This is a genomic window from Nafulsella turpanensis ZLM-10, from assembly GCF_000346615.1.
Taxonomy (GTDB): domain Bacteria; phylum Bacteroidota; class Bacteroidia; order Cytophagales; family Cyclobacteriaceae; genus Nafulsella; species Nafulsella turpanensis.
Genome location: NZ_ANNU01000005.1, coordinates 83024 through 109168, shown reverse-complemented (window position 1 = coordinate 109168; position 26145 = coordinate 83024). Strand labels below are relative to the sequence as shown.

Genomic DNA, 26145 nt, shown 5'->3' with positions numbered 1-26145 from the left:
GGCTAATTAACGTATATTCAGTTTAATTAGCCTTTTTTATTTTTTTCAGGTGGCCCGAATGTCGGACTTTTTCAGGTATCATAAATCCATTGTTGTGCAGGCTTCAGGAGCGCTCCGCTCTCATGCGGGCTGGATAGCCCTGCTCCTGGTAAACCTCCTCATCGTACTTAGCTTGAGGGCTGAGCTTATTAGTCCTAAAATTAGCGGCTGGGTGCCTCAGCTGGCTCTTAACCTTTATCTGCTGGTTGTTTACATTTACGGGCAGCTCAGAATAAAGCCGGTGGAGCGCTTCGATTTTATGCAGTTAATCTGGCAGATGCTGCTTTTTGGGGTGTTAGCCGTTAGCTTTTCCTTTTTTATCGAAGCGGTTTACTATATTTTTCATGGGCAGGCCTTTTTTCAGAGTGGTATTGCTGTTAATGTTGTTTACCTGCTGAGTCTTACTATTATTTCAACCTATCTGGTGTTGTTGCTGGTAGCATTCAAGCGGCTGGTTCTGTACGAGAAATCACGCCTGTTGCAGATTAGCTGGAAGATTTTCGAGTACTCCCTTATCTCCAGCATGGTGCTGGGCGTGTTTAATATTGAGGTGCATACCATTGTTTTTAATGCCATACTGCTGGGGCTGATAGGGATGGGCGTTCTCTTATCTGTAAACCTGAAGTGGGTAGGATACCTCGATTTTAACCAGAAATGGAAGAGTCTGCTTATTTTGATGGGCATTGTCGCCTGCCTGTCCTACTTCTTCTTTTTTGCCACTGTTTACCAGGGCGATAAGGCCATCCTGCTAAATATGGTCGACGATGTCTTTTTGCTGGCCCTGCTGGCGTTTTGCGTCTTCTACAGCCTGTTGTCCTGCCTGGTTATTTTTTTCAATCTGCCCACCTCATCAGTATATGAAAAGAAGCTGCAGGAGATTAAGGGCTTTCATAAGCTGAACCGAAGTAACCAGAAAGAGGAGACCGAAGAGAATATATGGCAGTCGCTGCTTGAAAACTCCCTGTCGGCTGTAGATGCGGATGCAGGTTGGTTGGAGATTAAAAAGGAGGGGGGGGAGGTGCACCTCCTTGGACAAATTGAGGAAGAAGAGTTAAACGAAGTGATTGATGGAATCCGGAAGGCTGGTATTCAAAAGGTATTTAAGGCGGATTTTACCAATAAGAAGCAAAAGAGTCACTATCTTGGTGGTCTGGCTCATTCTGTGTACCGAACGATTATGGTCGTGCCGCTTACCCTTCAGGAGGAGCACAGCGGTTTACTGGTGTTGCTGAAAGATGTGGAGGGAGGCTTTAATAAAGATGCCGTGGACCTGGTAAAAACTTATGCCGACCACAGCTGTACCGCTATCGAGAATGGCCGGCTGCTAAAAGAGGCGCTGCAAAATGAGCGATATAAGGAAGAGCTGACTATTGCCCGTCGTGTACAGCGGAGTCTCCTGCCGGAAAAGCTGGAGCATCACGAAGATTTTAATCTTGCTGTCCATTCCGAGTCGTCCGACGTGGTGGGCGGAGATTATTACGATACTTTTAAGCTCAATGAACAGCAGTATGCCCTGGTGATCGCCGATGTGGCAGGGCATGGTACGGCGGCTGCTTTTGCCATGTCGCAGCTTAAGGGAGTGCTCCACAGCCTGGTGCACCTCGGGTACTCGGGTAAGGAACTGGTGGTGCGGGTAAACCAGGCGCTGAGTAAATGCCTCGATAAAGCCACCTTTATTACCCTTACTTATGTAATGGTAGATGTGAGCAGCAAAAAAATTGAGCTTCTCAGGGCCGGCCATTGCCCGGCCTTATTCTGGCAGCAGGAGGCAGGGGAGTTAAAGGTGCTGAATGATAAAAGTATGGGGATTGGTATTTTGCGGAATGAACAGTTTGCCGGGCATTTGCAGGAAAATTACCTGCAGTATACTCCCGGCGATGTGCTTGTGCTCTATACCGATGGGGTGGTGGAAAGCAAAAATGAACAGCAGGAAGAATTTGGTCAGGAGCGCCTGCAGGAGATTGTTGTGAAAAATGTTACTGAAGATGCTGTAGACCTTCAAAATAAGGTGATGGAAGCGCTGAGAGAGCACACGAAGAAAACAGGAATAAACGATGATTTTACAACTATGATTGTAAAATTCAGTTAAAGGAAAAACCCCCGGCTATAACGGTTAGTTGTAAGGAAATTGCTAAAGTTGTACTTTTGTACTGTAACTAAAAAAACTCTTAAGCGTAAATTAAGATGATAAACATCACAAAAGAGTCCGAACACGACATATTTATAATCAAGGTAGAGGGAGATGTAGATGCAAGCTCCTCTATTCACCTTGACAAGGCAATTCGTGATGCCATTGAAAAAGGACAGAAGAATATTGTAATTGACTGCACAGGTTTACAGTATATCTCTTCTGCCGGTTTAGGGGTTTTTATGTCGTATATACAGGATTTCGAAGATAGTGGCTCTAAGTTTGTGCTGTTTGGCCTGAATGCGAAGGTCGCAAATGTTTTTGAAATTCTTGGTCTGGATCAGCTATTAACCATAGTTGAAACCAAGGGCCAGGCGAAATCGCTTATAAATGATGAAATATAGTTTAAAGGTTCCATGTAATAAAAGTAAGCTAAAGACCATCAGGTCTTTTGTCGACGAGACTTTGGGGCAGTACTCCATCTCCGAGATAGACCTGAATATGTTGGTGCTTGCTGTGGATGAGATTTGTGCGAACCTGATTGTTCATTCTTACAATACCTCCAGTACTGCTGACTGCATCGAACTCCATATTAAAGTGGAGGAAAATGAAGGCGTTACCTTCGAAATTGTTGACAGGAATAATGAAGGCTTCAATATTATTAACTATAAGGAGCCAATGCTGAAGGAGCTTGTAAAAGCCCGCCGTAAAGGAGGCCTGGGCCTGATGCTCGTGAAAAGAATTATGGACGATGTGCAGTTTAGAAGTAATGGCGACAGTAATATCTGCCGTCTGTTTAAGCGCATGCCTTTAGCTGAAGCCTGATTGCAAATTCTTTCCCTCTCCCTTTTTCTTCCTGCTTTTTTCTTTCCTACCTGCCCCATTCCCGGACTAACTTATTTATTTTCAGCCTGCTCTTTATATGGTTCTGTTGTAAAATTTCGTTAAAATTGCAATTGGTTAAAAAACGGAGCCCTCATTATCAGACAAGTTTTCATGAGAAAAAAATATTTGCTTTGGTTTGCAGGTTTAAGCCTATTAAGCCTGTCCTGTAAAAGTACCGAGCAATCTTCTCCAGCCGGAGCCCTTTCAACCCCAGAGCCGGTCCTTTTTAGCGTTCAGAGCGAACCCACCACCCTTCAGGAGTTCCTGTATGTTTACAATAAAAACAATTTTAGCCGCGATACGGTGGCCAATCCTGCCGACGACCTGCGCGAATACCTGGACCTGTACATCAACTTTAAGTTAAAAGTGCAGGAAGCAAAGGAAGCAGGTATGCATACCGAGCAGGCTTTTATTGATGAACTGGAAGGCTATAAGAAGCAGCTGGCAAAACCTTACCTAACCGAAAGTGCCGTAACCGAGAAGCTGGTGCGGGAGGCTTACGAGCGCCTGGGAACAGAAGTAAATGCATCGCACATTCTCCTGGGCGTAAAACCCAACGCCGTCCCGGCCGATACCCTGGCGGCTTATAAAAAAATAATGAAGCTGCGCGAGCAGATTATGAACGGTGAGGATTTTGCCACTCTTGCACGGAAACACTCCGAGGACCCCTCCGCCAGCATAAACGGTGGAAATCTTGGCTACTTTACTGCGCTACAAATGGTGTACCCCTTCGAAAATGCAGCATACAATACCGCCGAAGGAAAAGTTTCTATGCCGGTGCGAACAAACTTCGGATACCACCTGGTAAAGGTGCATGACAAGCGGCCCTCACAGGGAAAGGTAAAGGTTGCCCATATTATGATCCGCACGCCCGAAACAGCCTCTCCTGAAGAGGTAAATCGTGCCAAAGAAAAGGCTGAGGAGATTTATAAGAAACTCCAGAAAGGCGGCGACTGGGCGCAGCTGGCTGCCCAGTTTTCGGAAGACCGCTCCACAAAGAGCAATGGAGGAGAGCTGGAATGGTTCAGCACCGGTAATATGGTGCCTTCTTTCGAAGAGGCTGCTTTTGCTTTAGAGGAGAAAGGGGAAATATCCGAACCGGTACGGACCCCCTATGGATGGCACATCATTCGCCTGATCGATACAGAGCAAATTCCTCCCTTTGAAGAAATGAAGGGCGAGCTGCAGGCTCGTATTAGCCGCGATTCGCGGGCACAGCTGCAGGAAGCTGCCCTGCTGGCCCGTTTGAGCAAAGAAAATAAACTGCAGGAAAACAATCAAAACCTGAAGGCTCTTCTGGAAAAGGCAGGTACTGAACTGATGGCAGGCAATTATGCCCCTGATAGCACAGAGGCCGCAAAGGTTCTTTTTAGTCTTCAGGACAAAGCCTATACTGTGGCCGATTTTACTGCATGGCTTAAAAAGCATGGACGTGAGGGCAGTAACCCCTCTCCACAATCGTACTTACAAAAATTGTACGAGCAATGGCAAAAGGAAGAGTTACTGGCTTATGAAGAAGCACACCTGGCTGAAAAGTACGACGATTACCGCCTGCTGGTGCAGGAATATCATGATGGTATACTCCTCTTTCAGCTAATGGACGAAAAAGTGTGGACCAAAGCGCTGGAAGATACTGCTGGTCTTAAAGCCTTTTTCCAGGCTCGCCGCGACCAGTACCAGTGGGGAGAGCGTGTGGAAGGAACCGTATACAGTGCTTCCGATAAAGAGGTGCTCCGGAAGGTGGAGAAAATGATGGGGCAATCGCCTTATCTCGTAAAAAAAGTGCCCCTGGCATGGGAGGCCGGCACAAAAAATGCGCTGGCGGGAAAAGTGGTACAGGTGCTCGATCAGCTGGTAAATGAGCTGAGGCAGGATTCCACTGCATTGCTGGAAATTGAGATTCCAAAAGCCCGGGCCGCCGCTGTTCAACACATAGGCAAGCACCTGCAGGCTCTTGATCTCGGAAAAGAACGATACACTTTCCGTACTGTTTCCGGGAATGAAGCAACGGCCAGCTTACTAACCCAGTCGCCTGCAGCACTGGAGGAGCAGTTCAATACTGAGTCGGCTCTTGCCCTGCAGGTAACCCAGGGTCCCTTTGAAAAAGGAGACCATCCGGTGGTTGATGCCGTGAGTTGGGAGCCGGGAACCCATCAGCTGGAAAAAGGAGGCCGGGTGTATCTTGTAGAAATCAGGAGTATCCTTCCGCCTGCGCCTAAAAAGCTGGACGAGGTGCGGGGCCAGGTAATATCGGACTACCAGGAATACCTGGAGAAGCAATGGGTACATACTTTGCGCGCAAAGTATGCGGTAGAAGTGAATGAGGAAGTGTTGGAACAAACGCTGGAAAACATTGAAACGAAGTAATTACTTATTACGGACTGCCTGTGTGGGTATATGGGTGGGGATGCTGGCTTCCTGCGACTACCTGAGCCTGCGCAATGAAACAGTGGAGCCGGGAGAAGATGTTCCGGTAAAAGTGGCACGGGTAAATGACGAATTCCTGTATCAGACCGATCTTGCTGATATTGTTCCAGTGGATGCCGCTCCGGACGATAGTGCCCGGCTGGTAAAGCGCTACATTGATAACTGGATTCGTAAACAGCTTCTCATTAAAGAAGCGGCCAGCAATATTGAGTTCGATCAACAGGAGCTGGATCGTAAAATTCTCGATTACCGCTATGCACTTATGGTGTACGAGTATGAGAAGTACTATGTAAACTCGACCCTCAACAGGGAAGTTTCTGAAGAAGAAATAAAGGAGTACTACGAGGCGAATAAGGATAATTTTGAACTAAAGCAGAATATTATCAGGGGTATTTTTATAAAGGTACCCAAAGAAGCACCCCGCCTTAACAAGCTGCGCGACTATTTAAAGCTCGATGAGGAGAAGGACAGAGAGCTGCTAAAATCCTACTGTTACCGCTTTGCTACTGATTTTATGCTGGATGAGGCCGCCTGGGTAAACTTCGAAGAGCTGGTAGTGAATACACCGCTCATGAGTATTCCTAATAAGGTGCAGTGGTTAAAGGAAAATAATTATGTAGAAACCTCCGGCGATCATTACCTTTACTTTTTAAAGATCAGCGACCATAAAATCTCCAATGAGCTTTCGCCCCTGGAGTTTGTGAGCGATCAGATAAAGACTATTATTATCAATAAACGAAAAACAGAGTTGGCCGCCCGGCTTGAAAAAGAAATTTATGAAAAAGCCCAAAAGAGTGATGTCTTTGAAATTTATACCGAATAAAACAGCCCTAGCTTTTTTGTTTCTCTTTCTGTGTGGCAGCCAAAGCCTGTATGCACAGAGCAGGAAGCAGGTGGTCGATGAAATAATCGTGAAGGTCGATGACTATATTGCCCTTAAGTCGGAGCTGGATCTCTCCTATCTCGATATGGTATCGCGGGGCCAGTTTAGTGGAAACATTGACCGATGTGATGTACTGCGCCAGATTGTGCAGAATAAACTGATGCTGGCAAAAGCGGAAATAGATTCTATTTCGGTTTCGGACGAGCAGGTATCGGCAGAGCTGGATGCGCGTATGCAATATATGGTGGCGCAACTGGGCTCAGAGGAAGAAATCGAGCGCTATTATAAAAAGCCGCTGAGTCAGTTTAAAGCCGAGCTGCAGGATAAAATGCGCGAACAGCTTCTGATAAAGGAAGTAAGCAGAAGTATTACCAGCGATGTGGAAATCACACCTGCAGAAGTAAAGCGCTTCTTCCACCAGCTGCCAGCCGACAGTCTTCCTTTCTTTTCGACAGAAGTAACGGTAGGACATATTGTGAAGCTGCCGGAGGTAAGCGAGGAGCAGAAAAATAGGGTGCGTGAGCGCCTGAATGAAGTTCGGCAGAAAATAATAAGCGGCGAAGCTACTTTTGCCGAAATGGCAAAAAAATATTCCGAAGATCCGGGGTCTGCCGCAACAGGAGGAGAGCTTGGTTTCCGTAAAAGAGGAGAACTGGTGCCTGAGTATGAAGCAACTGCTTTAAGAATGAATCCCGGCGATATTTCAAAGCCGGTGGAGTCGCAATTCGGCTTTCACCTAATCCAGCTTATAGAGCGTAGAGGAAACACCTTTAACAGCCGCCACATTCTAATTAAGCCAAATTCTTCTAATCTCGATATTTCCGAAGCCGAGCAGTACCTCGACAGCCTTCGCACCGAGATTGTCGAAGGAAGCATCGATTTTTCCATTGCGGCAAAGGAATATTCCGACGATGCTCAGACCAATTCAAGTGGTGGCTATTTCCTGAATCAGGAAGGGGGCAACCGAATTTCGGTAGAAGAACTGGACCCTTCTATTTTCTTTGTAATTGATACCATGGAGGTGGGCACTATTTCAAAACCATTGCCTTACCGCACCGCCGACGGAAAGGACGCTGTCCGGATCATTTACTATGAAAATAAAGTAAGGCCTCATCGTGCCAATTTAAAAGATGATTACCAGAAGATTCAGGCCGCAGCATTAATGGAGAAAAAGAACAAGATTGTTGCCAAATGGTTTGAAGATGCTGTGGATGAGGTATATATCGATATTGACGAGGAATACAATCATTGTAATATTTTAGAATAGCGGAGGCTGGTAGTCAGTATTTAGTAGTTGGTTATTAGATTAACTAACCAATAACAGGTACTGATCTTTCATCACTGCAATCAAGGGTGACCAGCCCCAAGCGACCATTTTTTAACTATGCGTATGAAGACTTTTGATTCGGATGTAGAAGCGGCAGACAGGCTGAAAGAATCCTATACCACCCTGACCAAAGAGGTAGGAAAAGTAATTGTTGGTCAGCAGGAGGTAGTACGACTGCTGCTGACTTCCATTTTCTGTCAGGGACACAGCCTGCTGGTAGGGGTGCCCGGCCTTGCCAAAACCAAGCTAATCCAAACGCTGGCAGCTACCCTTCATCTTAGCTATAACCGAATTCAGTTTACGCCAGACCTGATGCCCTCTGATATATTAGGTTCCGAAACCTTAGATAAGGATAGGAATTTTAAGTTTATAAAAGGACCTGTCTTTGCCAACATTGTACTGGCCGACGAAATCAACCGAACCCCACCTAAAACACAGGCAGCTTTGCTGGAGTCCATGCAGGAATATTCTGTTACCATTGCAGGGCAGGTTTTTCAGCTGCAGCGCCCCTTCTTTGTGCTGGCCACACAAAACCCTATCGAACAGGAAGGAACCTATCCACTTCCCGAAGCCCAGCTCGACCGCTTTATGTTCAACATTATGCTTGATTACCCTGAGTATGCGGAGGAGGTGGATATTATCAAGAGCACTACCACGGATGAAAGCCCGGAGCTGAAGCAGGTGCTTACCTCTGAAGAGATTATCGCCTATCAACACCTGGTACGACGGGTGCCGGTAGCCGATAATGTGGTGGAATATGCGGTGGCACTGGTACACAAAACCCGCGCAAACCGAAAAGGAGCTCACCCCTTGGCTAATAATTACCTGGAGTGGGGAGCAGGCCCGAGAGCCTCGCAGTACCTGGTGTTGGGTGCGAAATGTAATGCCCTGTTAAATGGCAAATATTCGCCCGATATAGAAGATGTACAGGCCGTTGCCAAACCTATTTTACGGCACCGGGTGGTCCGGAACTTTAAAGCAGATGCAGAAGGCTACTCTGTAGATCGTATCATTGAAGAGCTGTTATAGGAGATGCTCATTGAGTGAATTTTAAAAGGAGTAGCCTTTAGGAGTTCAAAGAAAACGTGGTTTACGGTCTGCGGCTTTGGGTTGAAAAGAACATACTTCTCCCGGCTCTCCTCCTGAAGCGAAAAGGCTCTCCATGAAAAAGCTCTCCTCATTTTTCCAAAAGGAAACGAAAGTTATGGCCAATCGTGGTGGCCTAACGACGTGGTGGCACCTCTTAGGTTAATGATGCCTCAATGCATCAATCAGCTCTTTCTTATTCATTTTAGAGCGGCCTTCAATCCCTACTTCTTTGGCTTTGTTATACAATTCTTCTTTAGAGCGGTCTTCGTATTGGGCACTCTTACCGCCTTTCTTTCCTGTTTTATGAGAATCGCTGTTAGCGATACGGGCCGATTTTTCTTTACTATAGCCCTGATCGCGTAGCGCTTCATACTGTTCATCATTTTTAATATGGCTTCCGTGATTCTTAGTCATGTTACGTTATTGTTTGGTTCTGTTTGTATGTACGCAACAGCACAAAAGGAGTTTTGCAGGAAGAAGGAGGCTATTCGCTGCTAATAATCAGGTAATCACCATTCAGGAAGGTATTGTACTGCCGTAGGGGCGAACGGGCAGGGCCGGCGGTGGGTTGGCCGGATAAACTGAAGGTAGAGCCACAGCAGTCGTCGAAGAGATAAAAGCCGCTCTCGTGCATCTCTATAAGGGCGCAATCTTCTGCCGGGTGAAAGGGACAGGCCCTGTCAAACGCAGTATAGTTCCCAAATCCATCAGCAATCACAATAATGCCCCGCACACCACCTGGCAGGTAAATATAGCCGTTAGGCTGCTGCAGGATCTGGTAGCGGATATCATTCAGGTTTATCTCTACATTTACATATGCGTAAGGAATCGGGCTATCGGGTAGCTCCGACTCACAGCTGCTAAATAAAAGCAGCAGGTAGAGCGGGAGGAGCTTAAAAAGAAGTTTTCCTGCCTTACTCATAATTATAGAAGCCTTTCCCGCTTTTTCTGCCCCAGAAGCCTGCATCTACTTTTTGCTGCTGAATACGGCTGGGCCTGAATTTTTGGGCCTGCCAGAAAGCTTCATACATAGAGGTGGTAACAGAGAAATTCGTTTCTACGCCAATCAGGTCCATCAGGCGGAATGGTCCCATCTTAAAGCCGGATACTTCCAGCAGTTTATCCGTTGTTTCGACATCAGCAACGCCTTCTTCAGCCAGCAGCAGACTTTCCACATAAAAGTGGCGGGCGACCCGGTTTACGATAAATCCTGGAGCGTCCCGGGCAACAATCGCTGTTTTCCCGAGCTTTTCTGCAAAGGCTTTTGCGGTAGTTAGAACATCTGTTGTAGTGGCCGCTCCGGCAACTATTTCCACCAGTTTCATGATGTGAGCCGGGTTAAAAAAATGGACACCGACTAACTGCCCGGGGCGATTTAATTTTGCCCCAATACGGGTAATGGGGATAGAGGAGGTGTTAGAGGCCAGAATTGTATCAGGACTATTATTTTCTTCCAGTTGCTGAAATAGCTGATGCTTAACCTCCAGCTTTTCCACCACTGCCTCAATAATCAAATCGGCCTGTAAATTCCGGAGCTCCTCTACCTTCTGCAGGTTTCCAAGCGCTTTTTCCTTTTGTGCTTCTGTTACCTTTCCTTTCTCAATGCCTTTTTCGAGGTTCTTTTTAATCTGACCAAAAGCCTGTGTAACGGCTTCGCCATTTAAGTCGAAAAGAAGTGTTTTATAGCCAGCCATGGCACAAACCTGCGCAATACCCAGTCCCATAACACCGGCACCTACTACACCGACAGTTTTTATATTCTCTAACTTCATAAAAATTGATTTAATGACTTTTAGCTTCCTCCAGGTTTAGGGGCTTGAGTAGTCATTATTCTAACATTCTTCTTTCTAGCCCTCCTTTTTACCTCCACGGCTTAGCATGTGTTAAGAAATTACTTTCTCTGGTTAAGTAAGCGAGCTAAACTGCCGGAGAAAGCGTACATCGTTTTCGGTAAACAGGCGAAGGTCGCGAATCTGGTACTTCAGCATAGTAATTCGTTCAATTCCCATGCCAAAGGCAAAGCCGCTGTACTTTTTCGAATCGATGCCACTGTTTTCCAGCACCTGCGGATCGACCATGCCGGCACCGCCAATTTCAACCCAACCGGTGTGTTTACAAATGTTACAGCCTTCACCTCCACAGATGATGCAGGTAATATCCATTTCGGCACTTGGCTCGGTAAAGGGGAAGTAAGAGGGGCGGAAGCGAACCTTCGTCTGCTTGCCGAATAATTCCTTCACAAAATAATAGAGCGTTTGCTTCAGGTCGGCAAAGCTCACACCCTCATCAATAAAGAGGCCTTCCACCTGGTGAAACACACAATGAGCGCGGGCCGAAATCGCTTCATTCCGGTATACCCGCCCTGGGGACAGGGTGCGAATGGGAGGACGTTCACTCTCCATTACCCGAACCTGCACGGAGGAGGTGTGGGTGCGCAGCGCGATATCAGGTTTCTTGCGGATGAAGAAGGTGTCCTGCATTTCACGGGCAGGGTGGTTCTCCGGGAAGTTGAGTGCGGTAAAATTGTGCCAGTCATCTTCAATCTCCGGTCCTTCAGAAACATTAAAGCCAATCCGTTCGAAGATGCGGATAATTTCGCTGCGGGTGGCGCTCAGGGGGTGAATACCGCCGAGGGTGTCCGGCTGAGGAGGGAGGGTAAGGTCAGGATGTTTTTCCTGTCCTACACTCTGCTCATCTTCCAGCGACTGGATGAGCTCCTGAAACTTTACCGTTGCAGCCTCTTTTAACTCGTTGATCTGCTGTCCATATTCTTTCCGCTGTTCGGCCGGAATATTCTTCATTTCCGCAAACAGGCTCGCCAGGATATTCTTGCGCCCGATAAAGCGCTGGCGGTACTGCTCAAGCTCCTCCTGGTTACTTACAAGGTAACTTTCAATTTCTTCTTTTATGGAATTAATATTCGCTGACATACTTCCTTTATATGCTGATGAGTTAATAGCTTAGGTGCGATGATGCAACAGGTAAAGCCTGTCCCGGACAAGCCGGCCTCCCTCCCTGCTGATGCATACCCATAGCACCTCTTATAATTAAACGACTAAGTTACAAAATGATTGAATGAAGTGAAGAGAAGAGAAGTTTTTCTCTGCAGAAGGCACAAAAAAAGCTGCTCCGCCAGAGAGTTGGAGGAGCAGCTATGAAACACTTAATCTATTTTGACTTTTTTATCCTACTTTCATGAGTGCATTATTGTCGAGGCTCTCGTATTGGGAATTATTACTTTTAAATTCTGGGACGATATTTTTAAGTTTATAAACAACATCTTCATTTCCTCCATTTAAAAGTAGATATTCTAATTCTTCAAAATCCCGAGCTACCTTTTCTATGGCATACTGACGAACTCTGCCAATCATAATTTTTGGATGGTGAGTAGGAAGTGTATTTTCCTCTTTCGTAAGTAATTCCTCATAAAGCTTCTCTCCAGGGCGTAGGCCAGTAATTTTAATCTTTATATCAGTATCTACTTCATAGCCATACAGCTCAATCATTTTCTTTGCTATCTCAATAATTTTAACTGATTCTCCCATATCAAAGACATAAATCTCCCCACCCTTCCCCATTGCTCCAGCTTCAAGAACCAGTTGGCAAGCTTCAGGTATGGTCATAAAATAACGGGTAATTCTGGCATCAGTAACAGTAAGAGGACCGCCTGCTTCAATTTGTTTTCTAAAAAGAGGAACAACAGAACCATTTGAACCTAAAACATTCCCGAAGCGGGTTGTAATAAATTTAGTGCTCTTTCGCTCATTTAATGACTGAATGTAAATTTCTGCAACTCTCTTTGTAGCACCCATTACATTTGTAGGATTAACAGCTTTATCAGTGGACACAAAAACAAATTTTTCAACGTAGCTTTCCATGGCAAGATCAGCCAGGTTTTTTGTCCCAAAAACATTAACTAAAATAGCCTCGAACGGATTATCCTCCATCATTGGAACATGCTTATAAGCAGCGGCATGATAAACAATATCAAACTTCTGATTTTTAAAAACCCTTTCAATGGCCACTTTATTACTTACATCGCAGATTTTAAGCTGAATTTTACTTTCAAATTCTGGATTTAATCTTACTACATCATTTTTCAGGTCGTAAAGAGCAGATTCAGCCTGATCAAGTAGGACTATTTTTTTAGGATTGTAATGTAGTAGCTGCCGAACAATTTCACTTCCAATGGAGCCTGCTGCCCCGGTTACTAAAATAACCTTGCCTTTTACATCTGCTTTAATGTTGCAATTGTCGAGTTGAATAGGCTCTCTTTCTAAGAGATCTTCTATTCTAATCTTTGTAATCTGCTCACTGCTTAACCTACCATTAATCCAGTTATAAGAAGAGGGTACATTCTTAATGCTAATTTTCTTCTGAAGAAAAACATTAATGATTCTCTTCTTTCGGTTAGAGTCAATGTTTTGTATAGCTAAAATAACTTCATCCACACTATGGTGCTTAGCAATTAAGCGAAGGGCTCCTTTTAAGTTGAATATTTTCTTTCCCAATAAGTTCTTACCCCTTTTAGATGGATTATCATCGATAAAGCCCAAAACGTTATACCGAAACTGGTTGTCATTATTAAGGGCGTTAAACGTTAAAATGCCGTGATCTCCAGCTCCATAAATCAAAACATTTTTAGTTTCATGATTACGACTGAACTTCCTGAAAATATTTTTAACAGTAATCCTGAAGGCAATCAAGAGAAAGAAGCTGCATAATGTGTTAAGCACCAAACTGGTAGTACTGACATTAAATATGTCTGTGGAATATCTTAGTAGAACAAGCAGAAAGGTGCTTACAGAGAGTGCCTTAAAAAAGCCAATTAAATCTGTAAAAGCCGTATATCTAACGGCCCCTTTATAAGTTTTAAAAATTAAGAAACATATTAATTTAATTCCCGTAATAAAGAAAAGACCTTCCATGGCCTCAGCCCAGTTAAAACTTTCAGGACTAAGGTTGGAGCTTACAATAGCCGTAAATAAATATGCTACAGCTATTATAGCCAGATCAATAAGTAGAATAAGCCAGCGTGACACATATTTATGCGTATACACTCCCCACATGCTTCTCAAGAATGACATAAATGTATTGTCTAGATATAAAGGTAAATGATTAAGCCAAAGGTATGGGCTGTTTTTGTATTTTAAAAACAAAATTCAGCATGAATCTTACCCGAAGGATTTCTTCTGTTTTTAAAAATCATTAGTAGTCAGATAGATATCATGTGGACTAGGGCTCCTGTAGCTGACATCTCTACTAAAAGTTAGCTCATTTTCATACATTTAGCAGATCAGCCAGTAGCAAGAAGGAGCATAGCTACAATGAAGACACCAATTGTTAAAGAATGGTTGGAAGTTAACTTTGTTTCTAAAGAAATAAACTCCTAGCGGTGGAGCTGCTTTCTAGTCCTGTTTGCTATTCCCAGACTAAGGAAAGATGATTTTCTTTAATGTTAGGCAAATAATTTTTAAGTCTACCCAAAGACTTTGAGAATCAACATATCTTAGGCTTAATGTTAACTTTTCAGGAAGAACCTTTTTCAGATAGGCATCTTCTGGAAAAGCCTCCTTCTCAAGAATTTCATTCTCATTTATGAAAAATAGTGAGGCGTAGTCAGTGATGCCAGGTTTCACTGTAAGCACTCTTTTTTGATCTTCAGTGTACAGGTCAGTGTACTTCTTAACTTCTGGCCTTGGTCCTACCAAGCTCATATTACCAAGTAATACATTAAAAAGCTGAGGCAGTTCATCAACCTTATATTTTCTAAGATAGAAGCCTATTCTTGTTATTCTACTATCTCTGTTTCCTACCGTTAGCAGTCCCTTTTTATCTGCATTCACATGCATGGTACGGAATTTAATGAGGTTGAACTCTTTACCTCCACGGCCTACTCTTTTTTGTAAGTAAAAAGCACCGCCTTTTGAGTCTTTCCTGATTAATATGAATAAAACAACAAAGACTGGCGATAAAGCTACTACTCCAATGGATGCCAGGAACAGATCGAATACCCTTTTCATCTTAAATATTTTCTTCAACACTATCAATCACCGCCTGAATGACTTTAGACTGTTGGTCAGGAGTTAAATTGTAATAAACGGGCAGGGAGATTTCTCTTGAATAGCTATCGTAGGCAACAGGAAAATCTATTATGTCGAAAGCCTTTTTGTAGTACGAGAGCATGGGGAGGGGTATGAAATGCACATTAACAGCAACATCTTTATCGAAGATGCTTTGTATAATCCTATCCCTTGTTTCCTCAGAAACTCCTTTCAGCCTCAGAGGGTACAGGTGGTAGGATGATTCTCTTTCCTGTTCTTTAAAAGTTGGAATTTCAGCCCACGAACATCCCACAAGAGATTGGGTGTAATAAGAGAAGATTTCTTTTCTTTTTGCAAGGTCTTCAGATTCATAATGGTCAATCTGGGCTAAACCAATGCAGGCAAGAAGGTCTGTCATATTGCACTTATAACCTGGCATAAGTACATCATATCGCCAGTTCCCCTTCTGCGTTTTGGCGAGAGCATCTTTGTTCTGGCCATGTAATGCAAATGTATTGAAGTATTGGTATACCTCCTGAGGGTTAAACTCTTCTGGGAGGTTAAAGGCAATGGCCCCTCCTTCAGCAGTAGTAAAGTTTTTTACAGCATGAAAGGAAAAAACTGAAATATCTGTAAGGGAGCCGCAAAGTTTACCACCTAGCTTTCCACCGAAAGAATGAGCGGCATCTGAAAGAATAAGAATACGTCCGAGTTTTTCCTGTATTTCAGTAGCTGCAGAAAATTGTGATTTTACTTCTGCTCTCTTGACAAGGCTATTTAAGGCATTGTAGTCGCAGGGAAAACCAGCAAAGTCTACCGGCATAATTACCTTTGTACGGGAATTAATGGCTTTTTCTACTTCAGAAACAGAGATGTTAAAAGTTTTAGGATCAATATCCACTAAGACCGGTGTTGCCCCACAATGTTCCACTACGTTTGCTGTGGCACAATAGGTATAGGCTGGCAGAATAACCTCATCACCGGGCCCTACTCCGAACCACCGGAGGACTAATTCAAGTCCGGCAGTTGCAGAATTAACACAGTAGGTTGTCTTACTGCCACAGTAAGCTGCCACTTTCTGCTCCAGCAGTTTAGTTTTAGGTCCGGTGGTTATCCAGCCAGATTCAAGGGTTTCTTTAATAAGGGAAAGCGTACTTTCTCCAATATGGGGGGGTGAGAATGGTATCATTTGTTTAAACTTGATGCAATTTCTATAAACTGTTCAGCCAATAATTCGTAGTTGTGGTTTTTTAAGACAAATGCCTTCCCCTTTTCGCCCATCTCTTTTCTTTCCTCTTCTGATAACTCCTCCATTTTAAGAATGGCTTTTACAAGTTGTTGAGGATCCTCAGGCGAGATAGAAAAACCACAGGATGCTTCTTTCACTATATCATTTCCAGCATCTACCGCATGTATTATGGGTTTCGCTGCCATCATATAATCAATTAGTTTATTGGGAGAGATACCAAAACGGTAAAGTGGATTTCTTGCCCATCCAATATATAGCACATCCATATAGGGTAGAACACCCGGAATACTTTTTTTCGGAACGGGAGGTAGAAATATAATATTCTCTAATCCCAAAGAAGTGGCCATTTTAATTAGATTTTCCTTCTCAACCCCTTTTCCAATTAGAACAAAAGCAATAGAGGCTTTTTTACTTAATAGTTTTGCCGCTTTAAGAAGAGTTCCAAGTGCATTAGATAAAGCGTGGCCTCCTGCATATCCTATTATGAATTTCCTTTTTTCTTTTAACCCCTCTAAAACTTCTAAGTGGCTCTGTGGGGGCTTCTGATTTTTCATCCATTCCTCCAGAGAAAACCCATTTGGTAAGTAGTAAAACTTATTGCCAGACATGCCTCGGCTTATCATATGATCTTTCGCTTTCGGTAGAAGAGAAACAACGAAGTCTGAGTTTTTATATGCAAAATCTTCGGCTAACTGCAAAAACATAATATATGGATGAAGCTTTGGATAGCCCCCTATCTCCATTGGAGAGAGAGGCCACAAGTCATGCACTTCAAAACATAATAAAGCCTTATAATCATTTGCGATTTTTCTTGCTGGAAAAATATCTAAAGGATAAGTTGATGAAGCAATAACTAAATCTGGGGCAAAATCTGTCAGAAAATCTTTTTTTTGGGAAAAGAGTTTCTGTACAAAAGAAAAAATATTCCTAATTCTGCTTAGGCTGTTTCCTTTATAAGGAGGTGTTTTAAGCCAGTAATAGTCAATTCCATCTATTTCTTCGTGCGTTACTTTTCCTTTACTGTCTGGCTGGCTTGATCTTAGGTGAGAGAATGTAGAGCCAATAATCCTTACATTATGGCCTTTTTTCGACCACTCATAGGCTAAATAGTAGGGTCTGTATTCCATACCATAGTTGGGTGAGCCGGCATAATGATTTATAAGTAGAATATTCATAAGAACACGGGCGCTACAATTCCTTCAGATATTTTTCGTAAATTTTCTTATACTGTACGGCCTCAATTTCCCATCCCAAAGAATTTATGTAACTATGGAGGTTTTCTTTAGCCTCTTTTATTGCTTTTTTCGAGATACTTTTAATGTATTCAACTATCTTTTCCTCATTAAACTCATCTGTATCAATTAGGAATCCTACTTTATGTTCATTTACTATAGCGGCCATTTCTTCTGCTTTACTATTCACTAGAACTGGCAGGCCATTTAACAGGTATTCGAAAAACTTATTTGGTAAACAATACTGATGATTTAGTATACCATCCACATTGATAAAGTGAATCCCTATATCTGCAGTACGGGTATAGTTTTTAACCTCTGATGAGGGTACTGCTGACTTATAATGAATATTCAAGTTTATTTCTGAGGCGGATTTGATTTCATGTTCCATCGGACCAAATCCCATAAATAATATATGGTAATTTTCAGGGAGTTTTTTAAATACAGAAAGAACCTTATGGCAGCCCCTGACTTCTGAAATTACCCCTTGGTAAAGAAAGAGGATATCACCCTCAGGAATGTTAAATTCTTTCTTTAGAATGTTGTCATGTTGTGCAGGAAGAGCTTCATTATAAGGGATATTTCTGATAACCGTTACCTTCTGTATGCCATATTCTTTTTTGTACCACTCAGCAATTAATGGCGATACGACAATTAGCTCATCAACAAACTTTATTAGAAGGCGTTCTGCCATTTTTGCCAGGATTCTTTTCATACCGCTTGAGCCGGCTACCTCAGTTTCCAATTCATGTGCATCATAAATAAGCGCGCCACCATTCTTTAACTTTAAGGCAACGCCAATTGGTAAAACATGAAGAGAATGAACGTTAATGAATTGGTATTTCCGAGACCTTATAAATTTTTGCGCGCTCTTTAAAAAAGAGGTATATTTTAATAACTCATTATAGGAGGTCTTATTTCTCTTGGTGGAAGTTGACTTTATTCTAATGATTTTCCTGTTTTCATCAATAATTTCAACAGCTTCATAACCCGGTTCCCAGCGAGCCAGAATGTCGATTTTTGTGCAAAGGCCTAAATCCATCAAGCTTTTAGTTTCTTTCAAAATTCTGCTTGATGTTCGAATATCTGCAGGACCGGCAACAATATGGAGATTATAAATATCCAAAACTTAATTTTCTAATATGATAAAATAGTTTGTTGTATGGCTTTTACTATTTGTGCAGAGGCATTGCCTTTTCCATACAGGTTAATGTCAAAGTTTGACGATTTGTGCAGCATGTGTTTATAGGCACTTAAAATTTTGGATTTATCAGCACCAGTCAGCACATTCAAACCATTTTCTACTAATTCAGTCCATTCTGTTTGTTCTCTTAAAGTTACACAGTTCTTCTTGAAGAAAAATGCTTCTTTTTGTAATCCTCCACTATCTGTCATCACTAGGGCAGCTTTCTGTATCAGGTGAATCATGTCAAAATATCCGACAGGATCAATAAGCTTAAAGCTAACAGGAATATCATTTTGCTCAACAATCTTTCTAGTTCTTGGGTGTAAGGGTAAAATGACAGATGTTTGAGTGTTAATTTCATTGAAGGCTTCAAAAATTGATTGTAAGTTTTCAATGTTATCAGTATTCTCAGCCCGGTGAATGGTGGCAAGAATAAATGGAGAAGACTCCTCACATAATTCCTGAATTTGTGTAGATGGAGTAGAGTTGCTTTGGTAAAATAAAGCTACATCATACATTACATCGCCTGTCTTACGTATGTGAGAGGCAAAATTATTAAAGCCTTCTTTTTCAAGATTTTTTACAGCCTCATCTGTTGGACAACATAATAAGTCAGATATTCTGTCAGTTAAAATACGATTTAATTCTTCTGGCATCCTCATATTGAAACTTCTGAGACCAGCTTCAACATGAACCAAAGGAATATGAATCTTTTTGGCAGCTAAAGCGCCTGCTAAGGTTGAATTAGTATCTCCATAAACTAAAACTGCATCTGGTTTTTCTAAAAGAAGCACTTCCTCAATCTTTTCTAGCATTCTGCCTGTGCTCTTACCGTGGGAGCCCCCTGAAACCGCTAACTGGTAATGAGGCTGGGGAATTTGCATTTCATTAAAAAAGATATCACTCATGTTCTGGTCAAAATGCTGACCGGTATGAATGATGATTTCCTTCAGTTCAGAATGGTTGCTTAACTCTCTGCTTACAGCGGCAGCTTTAATAAACTGAGGTCTTGCCCCTACGATAGTTGCTATTTTCATTTAGAATGGTTGTAATGTAATAATAAAAGAAGCAGATGAATATTATGCCTGAATATCTAGCAAGCATTGTTTCGAATAGAAAATTAAATGGAATTAGTATGAAAAAGAAAAAGTTAGAGATTTGATTATTTGGGATAACCCGTTTAATACCTACTACCAACCATAAAATAAGAATTATAAAACCAACGACTCCTGTTTTAATAAAAGTATCAAGATACTGGTTGTGAGAGTTCAAATGGTTATTGAAGGCTTCAATAAAATTATTCTCTTTATACACCTCAAGTAGCGCCTTTTGACTATCGCCTATACCAACTCCGGTAAAAAAGTTATCTTCTATCACAATAATAGATGATTTCCAGGTCATTAACCTTAAAGTTGAGCTCGAAACATCTATTGCCGTGCTATTCGTTAATCTATTTCCATTTTTAAACTCATTTATAAAAGAGTGGAATCTGGGACTTAAAATTAAGAAAAGTAATAATAGCGGTACAGTTACAGCAATGCTATATTTAAAAATAGATCTTGCAAAAATCGTCTCTCTAAATCTATATATAATATAAAGTATTAAAAGAAGAAGACTTATTATTCCAGCTTTTGAAGATAAAAGGAAGAGCATAATTAAAAATATGAGAATTATAAAAAGGGAAGCGAAGTTAATGCCTTTTTTACCTTCAAGGTTTTCCAGAACAATTGAAATAGCAAAAACAATGTACATGGAGAAATAGGAAGGGTGGTGGAATTTTGAAAAAGAGCTCCCAAAAAAAAAGTTTCCTCCTTGATTTACCGTTCTTGATATATGTTCAAGATAAGCAATACTAAAAATTGCGGTGCCTTCCTGCGAATACGCCTGGTAAAGAGCCAAAGCTAAGCAGAGTAAAGATGATAGGAAAGTTCCATACACAAACGCCATTTTAATTTTAAAATCCTTATTTTTAAAAGTAATAGATTGTGTAGAAAGTAGAGTAAAAACAATGGGGAAGAGGAGTAAACTCAGTCTTTTTTCAAGCGCAAAAAAACCTTTACTTATCTCGTCGGTCCAATATAGAGAAAGTACATTATATGCAAAAAAGACTATGCCAAGAATTGCAGGAGGATTTCTGATAATTTTTCCTACGGTTTCTGAAAGAGCATTACAGTATATCCCATTTCCTAAAGCTGCTATCAAAAATATTATCAGGAATACCTGAGATACTTCTCTCGGAAAAGAAATAGAGAATGATAACACTAAAAAGGAATAGTATATTAAATTTTCAGAAGTTTTGTTCATTCGGCCTATCTCAGATGCTTGTTTTATTTAACTGTCTAACTATTAATATATAAAGGATTAAACCATATGTTAGGAGCGCAGTTAATAAACCGGAGTTTGCCAATGAGTAAATAATAATAAAAATAGAAGGGAGCACAAGAGAGTGAGAAAGGTTATTTGTTGATGATTGTAAAACTTTAATAACAATAACCAATAAGAAGGAATATAAAACACATCCTATGATCCCAAAATTACTGAAAGCATCTGCTAAATAATTTGCATTGGCAGAGGTCTCTATTGATCCATAATATTTTTCCCCAATCAAATGTGGCGGATCGGCATGATAGGGATAGTCTACAAAACTTGAAAAAATACTATGGCTGAGTTTTACCTTAGGGCTTTGACTGAAGTATTCGTAAAAAAAACTGAAATTCATTCCAGGTATCACAAAAAAGCGTCTTACTACATGTAAAGCAATGTACTTAGCACCAACAAAATAGAGGATATTAGCAGCTGAAAAGAAAATAACAACGAACTGAAGCCAAGCTAGCGTAAAATTCAGTTTCCTTTTTGTTAGGTAGTATATTGCTAAAATAAAAAACGTAGAAAAGAGACTGCTCTTTAAGCCGGAATATAAATAAACAATAAGTAATCCAATAAAGCCAGATGAAATGAAGAGGACTTTGGCTAACTGCTTTTCTTTATTTAATCCAATAGTTATAAGAATTGGGGCTAAGGCATAAGAAATCCAGGTAAAGGAATAACTAACAATAAGGTCATTAACCTCTTTTAATGACTCCTTAAACTCAGCGCGTTTGCCATAAACATCAAATGGATTAACAAGCTGTGTTGGAGGCCCTAACCTAATTATCAAGTAAGCTATAAAAAAGAAAAAAAGTAAAGCAATAAAAAGCTTAGGAAACCGCAACTGGATAAGTTTTAGGTTTACCGGAGTACTTTTTAACCGAATCCCATACATTAAAATTATCATTGAAAGTATCAGGACTAGAAGTGCAAATATTTTTTCTGTTAATGGCAGTGAAGTTACAAGTGGGATATAGACGAGAGAAGGTATAAAAACTATGGTGTATAATATGTTAACAATTATATTATCAATCCTTTCTTGAAGTCTAACAAGGAAAGTTGAACCTATTACAGTTACGAAGCTGAGTACATTAATCCAGGAATTATCCTTAATGGTGTAGGCAGGATAAGCCTCTCCTACTTCAGGAGCAATTATTACACCTAATTGAAAATAGAGTAGTAATGCATAAGTGGCAGTAAAAAAAATAAGCCACACCCTTTGTTTACTTACGGCTATCATTTCGCTTTTATTAAAATGTAAAGCATTAAAATAAAATAGCTTAGAACTAAGCAAAGGAAAAAGCAAATAAGAATTATTGCAACATCAAAATAATTGGGTGGTTGCTTAATAAATTCTCTCACAATAAAGTGATTGTTATAATTCTCCCAATTTTGATAAACTTTCAATTCCTCATGGCCAGTAATCGCATATAAGTACCTTACCAGATTAATGTTAATATTATGATATTTGTACTTGGCGATCGTTTCCTGTTGATCATAGTAAGTATACCAACCGGTGTCATATTTTTTAACCTGTTTTACTAAAGAATTTAATCCTTTCTGAAATAAAGCTTCTGAAAGACTATCATTTTGTGAACTATGGTATTCTCTAATTCCTATAAGGGTATGTGCCATTCCATTTAACACACGTGATTCTATAGCCCCTTTACTTGCATACTCCTCATACCACCATTCAGTTGGGGAATCTTTTATTGTAACACCTCCTTCTTCAATTGGAACAAGAAAGGAGTTTAAAGCTAGGGAAGCGACATCTAAGTATTTCTTTTCATGTGTAGCTTCATAGGCCCTAATAAGAACTTGAATGGCTAGACCTTGTGCCATACCTGAAACCCACCCAGGTTTTAAATTGTATATTGGCCATTTAAAAGGATAGGTCCAAATACCATAAGGGATTGAATCAAAATCTTGAACCTCCACGTTTCTGCAATACCAATCAGCAATATTAATAAAAGCTTGTTGATGGTTAATGTCTTTTGGTGGGTAAATGGTATAATAATCAAGAAAATAGCTGTCCCTCCCATTTTCGAGCCATCTGTTGTAGTAGTAAAGGCCATATACTCCTATGTAGACAGGGTTGTAAAAGTATTCTTTGTCCAACCTATTATATAAAACAGCTGGAACATATTTTTGGTCAACCTCTTGCTGGCTCCATTTTCCATGTTGTACTAAGGACATTAAGCTGATAGCAGGTTTTGCTACATATGGCTCAGCAAGATCTGATATTAAAATAGCAATAATTAAAGATATTGTTATTAAAGTTATGTGCAGTTTAATTTTGTACATTATTTATAACTATTGTCTGTCTCGATAAATAATAAGAGATGTACAGGTTAACAACATAGAAAAGGCTGTAAGTAACTGAGTAACTTGTTAAAGCCATATAAACACTTTGATTGATTCCTCCAATTACTACCGCAATCATAGTACTTACAGCCAGGCCAGACTGCCAGCCAAAGTTCAATTCTTGTTTTTCAAGGACAATAAAAGTTGTAGAAAGAGGACTGGCTACAAATTGGAGAAAGTACAGAGGAGTTAGGACCTGCATAAATTTTCCTGCCTCACTCCAGCCACTTCCAAAGAACAAATCAAAGAAATAGGGGGCAAGAAAGAAAACTGCACCAAAAGGAATAATTGCTAAGGAAACTAAAACGATAAATGTTTTTTTATATGTTTGATAGCAGCTACCAGTTTCATGAACTTCATTAATAGCCTGCTTCCTATAAACGTTTCCTATCGAATTTGCAATAAGAAAAGCAGGTGCTGAGGCAATTCTGTTGATTAATCCAATGAACCCAACAGTAGCATTGTCAAAATATATTCCAAACAGCAAGAAGTTTAAATCAACTGAGGCTTTATTTAAAAGGCTTCCTGGCATAAAGTAAAACACAAACTTTTTGTATTCTTTTAGTGATAAAAAGATTTTTTGGAAGGAAGCGAATTTAAAGCTATTGGCGCTCTTAATAAACGTTAAACCAAGGAAGAAGATGGCACAAATTTGTCCGGTTAGCCTGCCAATAATAAGTCCAAGGCTATTGTTTAATATGCCCAATACAACAGAGCTGCCAGAATAGGAACCACTTTCTATTACTTTATTAAAAGATAGTAGTTTAAATTTTTCGTTCCTAACAACCCAGTTCTGAAGGACCAGATTAACAGCCTGAACAAGGGCTAGAGCAGGAATGAGAAATAGTAACCAGTAAGGGGCTTGTTGAAGGTTGAATGTTCCTGAAATTAAATCGCTAAATAGGAACAATAAAAACTCAGAAACACAGAAAGAAGCCAAGCATAATAAAATACTTGCCTGAAAAAGCGTCCTAGCTAATTCTTCTTTTTTCGGAAGAATCAAAGCAGCTTCGTATTTACAGGTAAACACAATAGTTAAAAGGTTAGCAGCTCCCAAAACCATTGTTACCAGACCAAAATCTTCTGGCGAATAAAGCCGCGTGAGCAGGGGAGTAATAAGTAAAGGTATAAGCTGGGATAAAGTTGTTCCGGTAATTAAGGTCAATATATTTCTAAAATATATTGACCTTCCATTAATGAATCCCTGAATCCTTAAATACATCCTGTGGATTTCCTTACAATTTAAGTAGGAGAAGCTTATGAGTTTACTATTCTGCCAGAGGATGGTACTCCCCTGCAAGTCCTTTTGGGACTGCATTCCTTATTTCATGCACTATTTCTATGGACTGTCTGGCAGCATCAAGGCCGAAGCCATTGCCCTTCAGGATTTCTTCATAGCTCTTGGTGTGCAAATCGCCGAAGCCCCCGCTGAACTCAATTTCCTCCCCTTCCACTGTAATAGAGCGATAGGTGGTCATTCCTTTTTCCCTGGCGGCTGCGGGAAGTAGATCGTAATTAATACTTAAAAACCATCTTACTCTTGCCCGCTCGAATTCCAGGTAACCGGCAGCACGGTCATGTGTATGTACATGTACCACATTTTCCTGGACCTTCCCAAATATCCAGCCCAGCATGTCGTAGAAGTGAACCCCAATATTGGTGGCAATACCTCCTGATTTAGATACATCTCCCTTCCAGGAGGTAAAGTACCAGTGTCCTCTGGAGGTTAAGTAGGTCAGGTCAACCTCGTACTTTTTATCCTTTGGCCCTTTTTCTATTTTCTCCTTTAAAGCAATAATGCTCGGGTGCACCCTTAGCTGCAGAATGTTATTGATCCTTTTTCCCGTCTCTTTTTCTATATGTGCAAGGGCATCGATATTCCAGGGGTTCAGTACCAGGGGTTTTTCGCAGATGGCATCAGCTCCTCTTCTGAGGGCCATCCTGATGTGGGAGTCGTGCAGATAGTTGGGCGTGCAGATGCTTACATAATCCAGCACCATGTCCTTCTCATACTTTAACTTCTCGAGGTGGCGGTCGAAACGCTCGAATTCAACAAAGAAATCAGCATTCGGAAAATAACTATCCATAATGCCTACACTATCGAACTTATCAAGGGCTGCCACTAAATTATTGCCTGTGTCTTTGATGGCTTTCAGGTGGCGGGGAGCAATGTAGCCTGCTGCTCCAATGATTGCAAAATTCTTCATCTGCTTTTATTCTTTGCTTTATTCCTGCTATTGCAGGGGGATTATTTATCTGCCTTATCCTATTTACCGGCTTCCTTACAGAAAGATATTATTATGGTTTACCAGATGGCTGGTTTAGGTTCATTTCTATTACGCATCTACAGCACTTACTTTTCCGTTCTGCAGGCGGTATTTTTCGCCACTCTCCGGACAGGTGGCGATATGTTCATGATTGAATTCCAGTTTATGTCCGTACCTGCTCATCCATCCTGTTTGGCGGGCGGGATTTCCCACCACCAGGGCATAAGGGGGTACGGTTTTTGTAACCACGGCACCTGCTCCAATGAAGGCATATTCGCCGATGTCGTGGCCGCAGACGATGGTAGCATTGGCGCCTATACTGGCTCCTTTGCCTACACGGGTGCGGGCATACTCTCCTCTTCTGTTTACTGCACTACGAGGATTAATAACATTGGTAAAGACCATCGATGGGCCCAGAAACACATCATCTTCGCAGGTGACGCCAGTATAGATGGAGACATTGTTCTGCACCTTTACATTATTTCCCAGCACTACCTCCGGCGATACTACCACGTTCTGCCCTATATTACAGCCCCTGCCAATAATGCAGCCGCTCATAATATGAGAGAAGTGCCATATCTTAGTGCCCTCTCCTATTTCACAGCCAGCATCTATGACGGCCGTCTCGTGGCTAAAGAAGTTCTTTTCGGTTGACATA

General features: G+C 41.4%; 23 protein-coding genes. 7 read left to right on the top strand and 16 right to left on the bottom strand.

The annotated features are described in order from the left end of the window. Positions 1–58: 58 nt before the first annotated feature. The 7 genes from F752_RS0102120 (at position 59) to F752_RS0102090 (ending at position 8718) form a co-directional block, all read left to right on the top strand. Positions 59–2128 carry a SpoIIE family protein phosphatase gene (locus F752_RS0102120; RefSeq protein WP_017730074.1) on the top strand — a complete coding sequence of 690 codons (2070 nt, stop codon included), beginning with the start codon at positions 59–61 and terminating at the stop codon, positions 2126–2128. Positions 2129–2223: 95 nt separating this feature from the next. Further along, entirely contained in the window at positions 2224–2571 is a 348-nt protein-coding gene (locus F752_RS0102115) for an STAS domain-containing protein (RefSeq protein ID WP_017730073.1), read from the top strand. Beyond that, positions 2558–2992 carry an ATP-binding protein gene (locus F752_RS0102110; RefSeq protein WP_236613965.1) on the top strand — a complete coding sequence of 145 codons (435 nt, stop codon included), beginning with the start codon at positions 2558–2560 and terminating at the stop codon, positions 2990–2992. The genes F752_RS0102115 and F752_RS0102110 overlap by 14 nt, the downstream gene beginning before the upstream one ends. A gap of 171 nt (positions 2993–3163) precedes the next feature. Beyond that, positions 3164–5419, top strand: coding sequence for a peptidylprolyl isomerase (locus F752_RS0102105; RefSeq protein ID WP_017730071.1), 2256 nt, complete (start codon positions 3164–3166; stop codon positions 5417–5419). Continuing rightward, positions 5406–6302, top strand: a complete 897-nt coding sequence (locus tag F752_RS0102100; protein WP_236613964.1) for a peptidylprolyl isomerase — start codon at positions 5406–5408, stop codon at positions 6300–6302. Before F752_RS0102105 ends, F752_RS0102100 begins: the two co-directional genes overlap by 14 nt. Next, complete coding sequence (locus F752_RS0102095) at positions 6277–7629, top strand: peptidylprolyl isomerase (protein WP_017730069.1); 1353 nt, start codon at positions 6277–6279, stop codon at positions 7627–7629. The genes F752_RS0102100 and F752_RS0102095 overlap by 26 nt, the downstream gene beginning before the upstream one ends. A gap of 123 nt (positions 7630–7752) precedes the next feature. Further along, positions 7753–8718: an AAA family ATPase gene (locus tag F752_RS0102090; RefSeq protein ID WP_026135454.1), complete on the top strand. Its 966-nt coding sequence runs from the start codon at positions 7753–7755 to the stop codon at positions 8716–8718. Between the two features lie 219 nt (positions 8719–8937). Here the strand turns inward: F752_RS0102090 and F752_RS0102085 are convergent, their stop codons facing one another. The 16 genes from F752_RS0102085 to F752_RS0102010 form a co-directional block, all read right to left on the bottom strand. Continuing rightward, the gene (locus tag F752_RS0102085; RefSeq protein ID WP_017730067.1) at positions 8938–9192 is read right to left on the bottom strand and encodes a DUF7218 family protein; all 255 of its coding nucleotides are present in this window, start codon (positions 9190–9192) and stop codon (positions 8938–8940) included. A 70-nt stretch (positions 9193–9262) separates the two neighbouring features. Beyond that, entirely contained in the window at positions 9263–9700 is a 438-nt protein-coding gene (locus F752_RS0102080; protein ID WP_017730066.1) for a Rieske (2Fe-2S) protein, read from the bottom strand. Then, positions 9693–10550, bottom strand: coding sequence for a 3-hydroxyacyl-CoA dehydrogenase NAD-binding domain-containing protein (locus F752_RS0102075; RefSeq protein ID WP_017730065.1), 858 nt, complete (start codon positions 10548–10550; stop codon positions 9693–9695). Before F752_RS0102075 ends, F752_RS0102080 begins: the two co-directional genes overlap by 8 nt. 132 nt (positions 10551–10682) lie before the next feature. Next, positions 10683–11708, bottom strand: a complete 1026-nt coding sequence (gene pheS, locus F752_RS0102070; protein ID WP_017730064.1) for a phenylalanine--tRNA ligase subunit alpha — start codon at positions 11706–11708, stop codon at positions 10683–10685. 252 nt (positions 11709–11960) lie between these two features. After that, complete coding sequence (locus F752_RS0102065; RefSeq protein ID WP_017730063.1) at positions 11961–13847, bottom strand: polysaccharide biosynthesis protein; 1887 nt, start codon at positions 13845–13847, stop codon at positions 11961–11963. 363 nt (positions 13848–14210) lie between these two features. Further along, positions 14211–14801, bottom strand: coding sequence for a sugar transferase (locus tag F752_RS0102060; protein WP_026135452.1), 591 nt, complete (start codon positions 14799–14801; stop codon positions 14211–14213). 1 nt (position 14802) lies between these two features. Continuing rightward, on the bottom strand, positions 14803–16011 hold the full coding sequence (locus F752_RS0102055) for a DegT/DnrJ/EryC1/StrS family aminotransferase (protein ID WP_017730061.1): 1209 nt from the start codon (positions 16009–16011) through the stop codon (positions 14803–14805). Then, positions 16008–17198, bottom strand: a complete 1191-nt coding sequence (locus tag F752_RS0102050; protein ID WP_201766045.1) for a glycosyltransferase family 4 protein — start codon at positions 17196–17198, stop codon at positions 16008–16010. The genes F752_RS0102055 and F752_RS0102050 overlap by 4 nt, the downstream gene beginning before the upstream one ends. Before the next feature lie 61 nt (positions 17199–17259). Continuing rightward, positions 17260–18429, bottom strand: a complete 1170-nt coding sequence (locus F752_RS0102045; protein ID WP_017730059.1) for a glycosyltransferase — start codon at positions 18427–18429, stop codon at positions 17260–17262. A gap of 11 nt (positions 18430–18440) precedes the next feature. Continuing rightward, positions 18441–19526 (bottom strand): non-hydrolyzing UDP-N-acetylglucosamine 2-epimerase, encoded by a 1086-nt coding sequence (wecB, locus tag F752_RS0102040; protein WP_017730058.1) that lies wholly within the window; start codon positions 19524–19526, stop codon positions 18441–18443. Next, a complete protein-coding gene (locus F752_RS0102035; protein WP_017730057.1) occupies positions 19483–20793 on the bottom strand; it encodes an O-antigen ligase family protein in 1311 nt (436 codons plus the stop codon). Before F752_RS0102035 ends, wecB begins: the two co-directional genes overlap by 44 nt. 10 nt (positions 20794–20803) lie before the next feature. Continuing rightward, the gene (locus tag F752_RS0102030) at positions 20804–22096 is read right to left on the bottom strand and encodes a hypothetical protein (RefSeq protein ID WP_017730056.1); all 1293 of its coding nucleotides are present in this window, start codon (positions 22094–22096) and stop codon (positions 20804–20806) included. Beyond that, positions 22093–23160 carry a D-glucuronyl C5-epimerase family protein gene (locus tag F752_RS0102025; protein WP_017730055.1) on the bottom strand — a complete coding sequence of 356 codons (1068 nt, stop codon included), beginning with the start codon at positions 23158–23160 and terminating at the stop codon, positions 22093–22095. Before F752_RS0102025 ends, F752_RS0102030 begins: the two co-directional genes overlap by 4 nt. After that, positions 23147–24385, bottom strand: a complete 1239-nt coding sequence (locus F752_RS0102020; protein ID WP_026135451.1) for an oligosaccharide flippase family protein — start codon at positions 24383–24385, stop codon at positions 23147–23149. Before F752_RS0102020 ends, F752_RS0102025 begins: the two co-directional genes overlap by 14 nt. Positions 24386–24488: 103 nt before the next feature. Beyond that, positions 24489–25427, bottom strand: a complete 939-nt coding sequence (locus F752_RS0102015) for a Gfo/Idh/MocA family protein (protein ID WP_017730053.1) — start codon at positions 25425–25427, stop codon at positions 24489–24491. Positions 25428–25556: 129 nt separating this feature from the next. Further along, positions 25557–26144, bottom strand: coding sequence for an acyltransferase (locus F752_RS0102010; RefSeq protein WP_017730052.1), 588 nt, complete (start codon positions 26142–26144; stop codon positions 25557–25559). Position 26145 lies beyond the last annotated feature (1 nt).